Below are 9,927 nucleotides of genomic sequence, written 5' to 3'. Positions count from 1 at the left end.
GACGAGCGGCTACAAGGGCGTGACGGGCAACATCAGCTTCGACGACAAGGGCGACGTGAAGAACGGCGCGCTGACGATGTTCACCTACAAGGCGGGCAACCGCGAGCAGATCGCCGTCGTGCGCTGAGCCTGCGCGGCGTCATCCATGGGCACACAGGCCCGTGCCGTATGCTGGCACGCTGCCTGACTCCTGACCCTCACCAAGGGATGTGCCCGTGGACCACCACTTCCTGACGCCGCTGTTTTCCCCGACATCGATCGTCGTGTTCGCCGGGCCGCCCGACCGGCTCGACGAGGCGCCGGCGCTGGTCCGCGGGATGTTGCGCGAGCTGCAGGCCCATGCGTTCGCCGGCACGGTCAGCTTTCTCGATGTCGAGATGACCGGCACCCTGTCGGCGCTGACCCAGTCGCGCGCCGACCTGGCCATCATCGCGCTGCCCCACGAGCGCATCGCCGACGCGCTCGACATCGCCGGCCGCATCCGCTGCCGGGCTGCCCTGGTGCTGTCAACGGGCCTTCCCGGCCCGCAATGCGCCCAATTGGAGGCGATCGCCCGCCGGCATGGGGTCTACCTGCTTGGACCCAATAGCCTGGGCTTGCAGCGGCCCCTGCTGAAACTCAACGCCAGCGCCATCGGCCGGCTGGCGGCGCCGGGTCCGCTCGCCCTGGTGTGCCAGTCGGGTGCGCTGACCGCGTCCATCCTCGACTGGGCGGCCCGCAATGCGGTCGGGTTCTCCACCGTGGTCTCGCTGGGCGCCAACACCGCGGTCGATCTGCCGCAGGTGCTGGACTTCCTGGCCAACGATGCCGCCACCCAGAGCATCCTGGTCTACATGGAGGGCATCCACGACGCCCGCCGCTTCATGAGCGCGCTGCGGGCGGCGGCGTCTGCCAAGCCGGTGGTGGTGATGAAGGCCGGCCGGCAGCCCGCGGGGTCGAAGGCCGCGCTGACCCACTCGGCCAGCATCGTGGGTGCGGACGACGTGTTCGAGGCCGCCTTGCGCCGTGCGGGCGTGGTGCGGGTGCGGGCCTTCACGCAGTTGTTCTCGGCGGCCAAGTGCCTGGCCTCGCGCTACAAGCCGGTGGGCAAGGGGCTGGCCATCGTCACCAACGGCGGCGGCCCGGCGGTACTGGCGGCCGACCGCGCCAACGAGATCGGTCTGGAGGTGGCGCGGCTGGTGGACACGAGCCGCACCGAACTCGCGCCGCAACTCGCCGCGCACGCCACGCTGGACAGCGTCATCGACCTGGGCGAGGAGGCCACGCCGGCGCAGTTCCGCGCCGCGCTGCTGGCCTGTGCCAAGGACCGGGCGGTGCATGGCGTGCTGGTGATCTTCTCGCCCAAGCTCGACAGCGACCCGGACGCCATTGCGCAGGGGGTCTGCGACACGCTGCACGCCATCGGCAAGCCGGTGCTGACCTGCTGGATGGGCGACGAGCGGGTGCGCGATGCGCGGATCATGCTCAACGCCGTGGCCATCCCCACCTTCCGCACGCCGGAAGCGGCGGTCGATGCCTTTGCCAACGTCGCCAGCTTCTACCAGAACCAGCAACTGCTGCAGCAGACCCCGCCGCCGCAGTCCACGCTGGCGCGGCCGGATGTCGAGGGCGCGCGGCTGCTGATCGAGGGGGTGCTGGCCGAGCGGCGGCGGGTGCTGACCGAGATGGAGTCGAAGGCGCTGCTGGCGGCCTTCCACATCCCCGTCACCCGCACCATGCTGGCCCGCACCGCGACCGAAGCCATGCTGATCGCCAGCCAGCTCGGCTACCCGGTGGCCCTCAAGATCGACTCGCCCGACATCAGCCACAAGTCGGATGTCGAAGGCGTCGTGCTCAACGTGCTGAGCGCCACCCAGGTGCGCGATGTCTTCAACGACATGCTGGCCGCCGTGCGCCGCGTGCAGCCGCAGGCACGCATCAACGGCGTGACCATCCAGCCCATGAGCGGCAAGAAGCGTGGCCGCGAGATCTACATCGGCATGACCACCGACGTGCCCTTCGGCCCGGTGATCACCTTCGGCTCGGGCGGCACGATGATCGAGCTGATCGCCGACCGGGCGATGGAGCTGCCGCCGCTGAACCAGTTCCTGGCACGCCGGCTGATCGAGCGGGCGCGGGTGTCGGCGCTGCTGGGCGAATGGCGGGGCGCACCGGCGGCCGATGTCGAGGCGGTCGAGCAGATCCTGCTGCGGGTGTCGGAGATGGTCTGCGAGCTGCCGCAACTGCGCGAGATGGACATCAACCCGATCATCGTAGACCACGACGGCGCGGTGGCGGTGGACGCGCGCATCGTCATCGACCACGCCGGCCCGACCGCCCGCGACTACCAGCACCTGGCCATCCTGCCGTACCCGAGCCGCTACGAGCGCGAATGGCCGATGAAGGGCGGCGACCTCTACACCATCCGCCCGATCCGTCCGGACGACGCCGAGATGCTGCAGGCGTTCACCCGTGGTCTGTCGCAGGAGAGCCGCTACTTCCGCTTCGCCAGCGCGATGCACGAGCTGCCGGCGCGCATGCTGGCCCGCTACACGCTCATCGACTACGACCGCGAGATGGCGCTGGTGGCCGTGCATGTCGATCGCCAGCCGGGCAACGACGGCGTGTTCGTCGAGACCGAGCAGATCATCGGCGTGTCGCGCTTCATCACCAACCCGGACCAGACCACCTGCGAGTTCTCGCTGGTGGTGTCGGACGCCTGCAAGGGCCAGGGGCTGGGGTCGCGGCTGATGCTGTCGATCGCCGACTTCGCACGCCACCAGGGGCTGGCGCAGATCGAGGGGCTGGTGCTGGCCAACAACGCCAACATGCTGCGGCTGATGCGTGGCCTGGGCTACGAGGTGCGGCCGTTTCCGGAAGACCCGGACTTCAAGCTGGTGGTCAAGGCGCTGTGAGCGGCATGGACCGATCCGACCCACCCGACAGGCCCCGCATCGCGCTGGTCGGGGCGGGCCGGGTGGCGCAGGCGCTGGTGATCGCGCTGGCGCGGGCGGGGTGGCCGGTCGCCGCGGTCGGCAGCCGCCATCCCGAGCACCTGTCGGCCGCGACTTATCCACAGCCTTGCACGCTGCAGCAAGCGGTGGACCAGGCCGATCTGGTGCTGCTGACGGTGGCGGACGACGCGATTGCGCCCGTGGCGGCGGCGCTGCGCTGGCGCGCGGGGCAGGCGGTGGTGCATTGCAGCGGCGCCACCGAGGTGGCCGCACTCGACCCCGCCGCGCGGGCCGGCGCACAGACCGGCGGCTTCCATCCCTTGCAGATCTTTTCGGACCCAGTGCTCGCGGCGCACCGGCTCGCAGGCAGTACCGCTGCGGTCGAGGCCGGCCCCGCCCTGATGCCGACGCTGCAGGCGCTGGCCGCGGCGCTGCAGATGCGGGCCACCGTGTTGCCGCCGGGGATGCGGGTGCGCTACCACGTCGCCGCGGGTTATGCGGCGAGTTTTCTGCTGCCCGTGCTGCAGGAGGCGGTGGCGCTGTGGGCGGAGTTCGGGGTGGACGAGGCCGAGGCACTGCAGGCGCTGCTGCCGCTGTCGCGTGGCACGCTGGACGCCGCGGCTGCCCGCGGGCTGGCGGGTGCGCTGTCGGGTCCGATCGCGCGGGGGGATGTCGGGGTGGTGGCGCGCCACCTGGCTGAACTGACGGCGCTCGGGCCGCAGCGGGTCGGCTTCTACCGTGGTCTTGCCGCGTCCCAGCCCGCGCTGGCACAACGCGCCGGACGTTTGGATGAGGATTTGCGCAAGCGACTGGAATATTTACTTCAGGCACGCGATTGTTAAGAAAAAGAACGACACAATTTGCGCAAATCCAGCTCTCCTCTGCCATGGCCCGCGTGTCGTCCCCTGCCCACAACCCGTTCTCGACAGCGTCCGTTGCCGACGGCGTCGAGCCGTACGTGTCGCCGCCGAGCCTGCGGGGCGCCAGTCACCAGGCGGCTGGCGGCTATCGGCACCACTTCGAACGCTCCTGGCTGGTGCCGAGCTGGCCGGTGGTGCTGGGACTGCTGCTGCTGGCGGCCGGGCTGTTCCACCTGCGCAGCGACCGGCTCCTGCCCTGGCTCATGGGCACCACCACCACCCGCGTGCTGGCCGTCGATCACGCGGCATCGGCCGCGAATCCGTGGACGGGCGAGGCGCATTGGGGGGGAGCATCCAAGGTCGCCGAGGCGTTCCCGCTCCAATTTCCCGCCGACTTGCCACCCACTGCCGCCGGCCCGACCACCGTGGGCGTTCCCGGCGTCTTCAAGTGCGTGCAGGCCGATGGCGTGGTGGTTTACCAGCAAAGCGAGTGCGTGGCCCATGGCAAGCGTTGAGGTGTCTTGCGTGGTGTGGGATCTGCGCGGCCTGCGCCGGCTTGGCATGCTGTGTACGCTGGCAGTCTCCGTGCTGCTGGCTGCCTGCGGTGGTGGTGACGAACCCATCGGCGGCGGCACGGACCCCACCGCCGAGGCGGTCTATCCCGCCCCGAACGGCCCCGCCGCGACCGACTGGGTCATCCGCCAGGACTACGGTGGCTACCAGCTCACCTACGACTGCACCACGCACACGGCGCTGCAGTACAGCTACACCCTGGCGTTCGATGACGGCACCGCGGCCCGCCCGAGCAGCTTCAAGCTCGACCCGACACTGCCAGCCGGTTGCGAACAGCAGAACAGCGCCAGAACGTACAACGCCGTCCACGCCGGCTACGACCTCGGGCACCTGGTGTCGTCCAACCACATGGACTACAACGCGGACTACATCCTGCGCGCCAACTACATGACGAACATCGTCCCGCAGGTGGCCGACTTCAACCGAGGCATCTGGCTCAAGGCCGAGAACGTCGCCGAGTGCTACCGCGACATCGCCCCGGTGCGGGTCTACGGCGGCGTGGTCTACAGCGACGACTCCAACGACTGGTTCCTCGCCAGCCACGGCATCCGCACGCCGGAGTTCTTCTGGAAAGCCATCGTCACCACCGACCTGGCCACGGGTGCCGCCAAGGCGATTGCCTGGTACATCCCGAACGCCGAGGGGCTGACCTCGCTCGATCCCTACCTCGTCAGCATCACCGAGCTGGAGCGCCTGGTCGGCACCGCGCTGGTCGGCATCACCGCGCCCGCGGCGGTCAAGGCGATGAAGCCCGCGACGAGCTGGCCGTTGCCGACGGGCTGCAACTACACCTGATTCCGCGCTGGCCGTGCTGCGCCGGTAAGCTGCGCGCCAGCAGAATGGCGCGATGGAACACGGACACTGGCTCAACGCCTCACTGGTTTACCTCGCCGCAGCGGTGATCGCCGTGCCGCTGGCGCGCAAGCTCGGGCTCGGCTCGATCATCGGCTACCTCAGCGCCGGCATCGCCATCGGTCCCTTTGGTCTGGAGCTGGTCCGCGACCCGGACGCCATCCTGCAGTTCGCCGAGTTCGGCGTCGTGCTGATGCTGTTCCTGATCGGGCTGGAGCTGGAGCCGCCGCGGCTGTGGGCCATGCGGCGTTCGATCTTCGGCTGGGGCAGCGTGCAGGTGCTGGGCTGCGCGGCGGCGGTGGGTGGGGTGGCGCTGCTGCTGGGGGTGCGCGGGCCGGTGGCGGTGGTGGCGGGTCTGGGGCTGGCGCTGTCGTCCACGGCCGTGGCGGTGCAGGTGATGCAGGAACGCAACCTGCTGCGCACCACGGGCGGGCAGGCCGGCTTCGCGATCCTGTTGTTCCAGGATGTGGCGGCGATCCCGATCCTGGCGCTGATCCCGCTGCTGGCCCCGAAGGTGCAGGACAGCGGCAGTCCGTGGACCGAAGCCCTGCGGGCGCTGGCCGTCATCGTCGGCATCGTCGTGGTCGGCCGGCTGCTGCTGCGCCACGCGCTGCGCTGGATCGCCCGCAGCGGCTCGCCGGAGATCTTCACCGCCGCGGCACTCGGCCTGGTGGTCGGTCTCGCCAGCCTGATGCAGGCGGTGGAGCTGTCGATGGCGCTCGGGGCGTTCCTGGGCGGCGTGCTGCTGGCGGAGAGCGAATACCGGCGCGAGCTGGAAACCGATGTCGAGCCGTTCAAGGGCCTGCTGCTCGGGCTGTTCTTCATGGCGGTCGGCATGTCGATCGACTTCCACGCCGTGCGGGACCACCTGGGTGTCGTCGTGGCGCTGCTGGCGGGGTTCCTGCTGCTCAAGGCGTTGGTGCTGACCGTGCTGGCGCGCTGGGTGGCGGTGCCGCGCCAGGAGCGGCCGGTGTTCACGCTGCTGCTGGCGCAAGGGGGCGAGTTCGCCTTCGTCGTGTTCCAGCAGGGCGCCACGGTGCGCGTGCTGACCGAGTCGCAGACCTCCGTGCTCATCGGCACCGTGGCGCTGTCGATGCTGGTCACGCCGCTGCTGCTGGTGGCGATCGACCGCTGGCTGTTGCCACGTTATGCACAGGCTGCTGTGGATAACTCGCCCCACGCGCTGACCGAGCCGCAGGAGGCGCCGGTCATCATCGCCGGCTTCGGCCGCTACGGGCAGGTGGTCGGGCGGCTGCTTTACGCCAACGGGCTGAAGCCGACGGTGCTCGACCATGACGCCGAGCAGGTCGAGGCGCTGCGCCGCTTCGGCTTCCGGGTCCACTACGGCGATGCGACGCGGCTGGACCTGCTGCGCATGGCGGGGGCGGCGTCGGCGCGGGTGCTGGTGGTGGCGATCGACGACGTGGAGCAGAGCCTCGCGCTGGTCGATCTGGCCCGCGCGCACTTCCCGAACCTCGTGCTCGTGGCCCGTGCCCGCAACGTGCAGCACTTCTTCGCCCTGCGCGACCGGGGGGTGACGCTGATCGAGCGCGAGACGCTGGACGCGGCGCTGATGAGCGGGCGCAGCGTGCTCGAACACCTGGGCTGGACCCCCGAGCGGGCAGGGGAACTGGCGATCCGCTTCCGGGCGCATTCGGTCGCGCAGCTTGAAGCGTTCTGGCCGCACCACCGCGATGAGCAGGCGCTGGTGTCGATGGCGCGCAAGGGTCGCCAGCAACTGGAGGAGCTGTTCGCGCAGGAGCGGGCGCCGCGCGAGGAGCGCGAGCGGCCCTGACGCTGAACGCGGTGATCCGCCCGTCAGCCGATCAGGTGGCGGTATTGCACAAAGCCGCTCTTGCCGGCGATGCGGTCGTACAACTGCATCGCGTCGTGGTTGGTCTCGTGGGTGAGCCAGTGGACACGCGAGGCGCCCGCCTCGGCGGCGGCGGCGTAGACATGCTCGATCAGCGCCCGGCCGATCCCCTGGCCGCGGTGGTCGGGCGAGGCGTAGAGATCCTGCAGGTAGCAGTAGTCGCCGGTCGTCCAGCAACTGCGGTGGAAGATGTAGTGGACGATGCCCACCAGTTGACCGCCGACCTCGGCCACCGCGCAGTGCATCGGCTCGTCCGCCGTGTGGAAACGCGCCCAGGTGCGGGCGGTGACGTGGTCGGGGAGGTCGGTGCGGTAGAACGTCTGGTAGCCCTTCCAGAGCGGCAGCCACTGCGCGTGGTCATCGGGGCGGGCGGGGCGGATCAGCATGAGGCGTCTTTCGAGGGCGCGGGTGGGGTGGGTTCCGGTCGATCCTCGCCGATCGCCACCGGGCGGCCGTCCTGCCAGACCACGGCGTAGTGGCCCAGGCGGCGTTTGCGGTCCAGGGTGCTGGTGGCGGTGGCTTGCAGCGCAGCGAGGATTTGCTGGGCACCCAGGACTGGGGCCGTGTTGGGTGAGGTGGGGTTGTTCACAGTCCGGCCTTGTGCATCAGGTAGGCGAAGAGTTCAGGGTCGTGGATTTGGCGCGCTTGGCCCTGCTGCTCGAACACCAGTTCGGGCGCTGCGCCAGTGTTCATGTAGCAGAGCGTGCTGTCCACGGCGCCGGCATAGGCGGTCAGCAGGTTGAACAGGCTGCGGGGAAAGCGCCGCGCCACGTCGGCATCGTCGATGGCATGACCGCCGTGGGCCACCCGCTCGGCCACGCGCTGGCGCGACATCTCGGCGCTGGGCAAGGCGAGGTAGATCAGCTCGACCCGCCAGCCCTCTCGGCGCAGCCGCTGCACCAGCTTCAGGTAGCCGCGGCCCGACAGCGTGGTCTCGAAGGCGAAGCTCTCGCGGCGGCGGATGCAGGCGTCCATCTCCGCCAGGAACAGGCGGCTGGCGGCCATCAACTGCTGCTGCGGCGCCAGGGGCGACAAGCCGGCCGCGATCAGGTCGGCGTTGATGAAGCGCCGCACCGTGGTGACGGCGGGCAGGGACGCCAGCGCGAACGTGGTCTTGCCAGCGCCGTTCGGGCCTGCCATGACAAGGCAGACCGGGGCGGTGGGGGGGATCGTCGGGGAGGTCATGCGGGGTGTGGCAGCGGGTGCGCGGATGGTAAACCGGGGGCGCTTTCACTCTCTCTGGTCCATACCGATAGAAAAATTCCCTGGGAAGGACTTGTCGCCCGCGCTGTCCAAGGGACCGGAGAGAGGGAAGGAGGGAGCGAAGGGGCAAGCCTCGACCCAGCACGCCGCGGCGGTGAAGCCAAGCAGGCGTGTCGGGCTGGCCCCTGGCGGAACGGCGTGACGCGCACCATCGGTCGGTCAGTCGGTCGCTACGGGGGTCGCGGGCGGTTTCGACGCCCGCGACAGGCTGCATTCAAGGCTCGAACGCCCCACCACACCCGTTGCAGCTTGCGCCTCTGGGTCGCCGGTCTCGTGGTTCCCGCTCTGCCGGCGTGGGTGGCCCGCACGCCGAGCCGGGACGCGCACAGGGGGCGACAAGTCCGTGGAAGAGAACCCCTGTGGCGTGACGTGCAAACGTGCGAGCGCCGACGTGCGCCCCGCCGTGGTGGGGGCGCTCGGTGTCGGTCAGTCCGTCGTGGGCGGGGTCAGCGCAGGCGGGGTGGGCGTGGGTGCCAGCGGTCGAGGGCGATGACGCGGAAGGTGCGTTCGCGCAGGGTGAGGCGGCGCAGCCAGCAGGGCAGCAGGCGGGCGAGGAAACGGGTGGTGTCAGCCATGAATGGCTCCTAGTGACAGGTTCAAACCTGCCTCCCTCCCTGCCAAGAGAGGGGTGGCAGACCGTGCAGGTTGGCAGACCGGACTAGGACCGGCAGGGGTTGCCCCCTCCCACACGGCCCGCCATAGACGAAGCCATGCGCGCAGACCGCGCCGCCAATGATGAACGGACGTGGAAAAGCCGCGTTGGGCGCGGCTTGTTTCTGCGCCTAGTACCGGGCTGCCAAGCCCGTGATCGCAGTGTATGCGAGCGGGGTGGATGCTACACGAATGAAAGTGTCTGTGTGATTCTAAATATTTATCAAGGGGTAACTAATTATCTCATGATTAATAATTCCATCATGACAGCCTCTCTTTTTTGTTAGCGACCAGAATAACGCTATGCCTACGCGGCAGTGAATGAGCAATTGAAGGAAATGCGTGAATAACTAAATTTCTGAGCTGCCTACCCGGCAGTGAATCAGCGCAGCACGCTCGTCGAGCTGTCGGGTATTTTCTGAGCTGCCTACCCGGCAGTGAATGTGAGGATGTGGCGCACGAGCGCGGAGACGATTTTCTGAGCTGCCTACCCGGCAGTGAATACAGTATGGCGGGGATGATCGCCAACGTTCTGTTTCTGAGCTGCCTACCCGGCAGTGAATAACAGCCCCAGTGGCGACAAGCGGCTCGCTGCTTTCTGAGCTGCCTACCCGGCAGTGAATGACTACGGGCCGTACTGGTGGGCGCTGAAGGATTTCTGAGCTGCCTACCCGGCAGTGAATTCTATTGACCTGCGGCGGTCCTACGATGCGTGTTTCTGAGCTGCCTACCCGGCAGTGAATTCGCTGGGCGTCACGCAGACCGAGTACGACAATTTCTGAGCTGCCTACCCGGCAGTGAATGCACGATCAGGTGCGTACCGCCGACCGACAGGTTTCTGAGCTGCCTACCCGGCAGTGAATTTTTCTGGTCGCGCCGCTCGACCGATTCGCACTTTCTGAGCTGCCTACCCGGCAGTGAA

At 68.7% G+C, this 9,927-nt stretch carries 9 protein-coding genes, 1 pseudogene and 1 CRISPR repeat array; of the genes and pseudogenes, 6 read left to right on the top strand and 4 right to left on the bottom strand.

Going from position 1 to position 9,927, the window contains the following annotated elements:
• The 6 genes and pseudogenes from QZW52_RS16865 to kefC form a co-directional block, all read left to right on the top strand.
• Window positions 1-127, top strand: a pseudogene (locus QZW52_RS16865) (branched-chain amino acid ABC transporter substrate-binding protein); the annotation flags it as partial.
• A gap of 88 nt (window positions 128-215) precedes the next feature.
• Window positions 216-2,894: a bifunctional acetate--CoA ligase family protein/GNAT family N-acetyltransferase gene (locus tag QZW52_RS16860; protein WP_294000866.1), complete on the top strand. Its 2,679-nt coding sequence runs from the start codon at window positions 216-218 to the stop codon at window positions 2,892-2,894.
• 5 nt (window positions 2,895-2,899) lie between these two features.
• Entirely contained in the window at window positions 2,900-3,775 is an 876-nt protein-coding gene (locus QZW52_RS16855) for a Rossmann-like and DUF2520 domain-containing protein (protein ID WP_294000864.1), read from the top strand.
• 53 nt (window positions 3,776-3,828) lie between these two features.
• The gene (locus QZW52_RS16850; protein WP_294000862.1) at window positions 3,829-4,308 is read left to right on the top strand and encodes a hypothetical protein; all 480 of its coding nucleotides are present in this window, start codon (window positions 3,829-3,831) and stop codon (window positions 4,306-4,308) included.
• The gene (locus tag QZW52_RS16845) at window positions 4,295-5,161 is read left to right on the top strand and encodes a DNA/RNA non-specific endonuclease (protein WP_294000861.1); all 867 of its coding nucleotides are present in this window, start codon (window positions 4,295-4,297) and stop codon (window positions 5,159-5,161) included. The genes QZW52_RS16850 and QZW52_RS16845 overlap by 14 nt, the downstream gene beginning before the upstream one ends.
• Before the next feature lie 52 nt (window positions 5,162-5,213).
• Entirely contained in the window at window positions 5,214-7,013 is a 1,800-nt protein-coding gene (gene kefC / locus QZW52_RS16840; RefSeq protein ID WP_294000860.1) for a glutathione-regulated potassium-efflux system protein KefC, read from the top strand.
• 23 nt (window positions 7,014-7,036) lie between these two features.
• Here kefC and QZW52_RS16835 read toward each other — a convergent pair whose 3' ends face one another.
• The 4 genes from QZW52_RS16835 to QZW52_RS16820 all read right to left on the bottom strand — a co-directional run bounded on the left by QZW52_RS16835 (window position 7,037) and on the right by QZW52_RS16820 (window position 8,929).
• Entirely contained in the window at window positions 7,037-7,477 is a 441-nt protein-coding gene (locus QZW52_RS16835; protein ID WP_294000858.1) for a GNAT family N-acetyltransferase, read from the bottom strand.
• Window positions 7,471-7,680 carry a hypothetical protein gene (locus QZW52_RS16830; RefSeq protein ID WP_294000857.1) on the bottom strand — a complete coding sequence of 70 codons (210 nt, stop codon included), beginning with the start codon at window positions 7,678-7,680 and terminating at the stop codon, window positions 7,471-7,473. Before QZW52_RS16830 ends, QZW52_RS16835 begins: the two co-directional genes overlap by 7 nt.
• Window positions 7,677-8,276, bottom strand: coding sequence for an ATPase (locus tag QZW52_RS16825; protein WP_294000855.1), 600 nt, complete (start codon window positions 8,274-8,276; stop codon window positions 7,677-7,679). The genes QZW52_RS16830 and QZW52_RS16825 overlap by 4 nt, the downstream gene beginning before the upstream one ends.
• Before the next feature lie 524 nt (window positions 8,277-8,800).
• Window positions 8,801-8,929 (bottom strand): hypothetical protein, encoded by a 129-nt coding sequence (locus tag QZW52_RS16820; protein WP_294000853.1) that lies wholly within the window; start codon window positions 8,927-8,929, stop codon window positions 8,801-8,803.
• Window positions 8,930-9,360: 431 nt separating this feature from the next.
• Window positions 9,361-9,868: direct repeats of the CRISPR family, unit length 28 nt; unit sequence TTTCTGAGCTGCCTACCCGGCAGTGAAT.
• Window positions 9,869-9,927 lie beyond the last annotated feature (59 nt).

The organism is Sphaerotilus sp. (assembly GCF_013299175.1).
Lineage (GTDB): Bacteria > Pseudomonadota > Gammaproteobacteria > Burkholderiales > Burkholderiaceae_C > Sphaerotilus.
The sequence above is the reverse complement of the archived record's forward strand: the minus strand, read 5'-3'. Positions and strand labels throughout refer to the sequence as shown.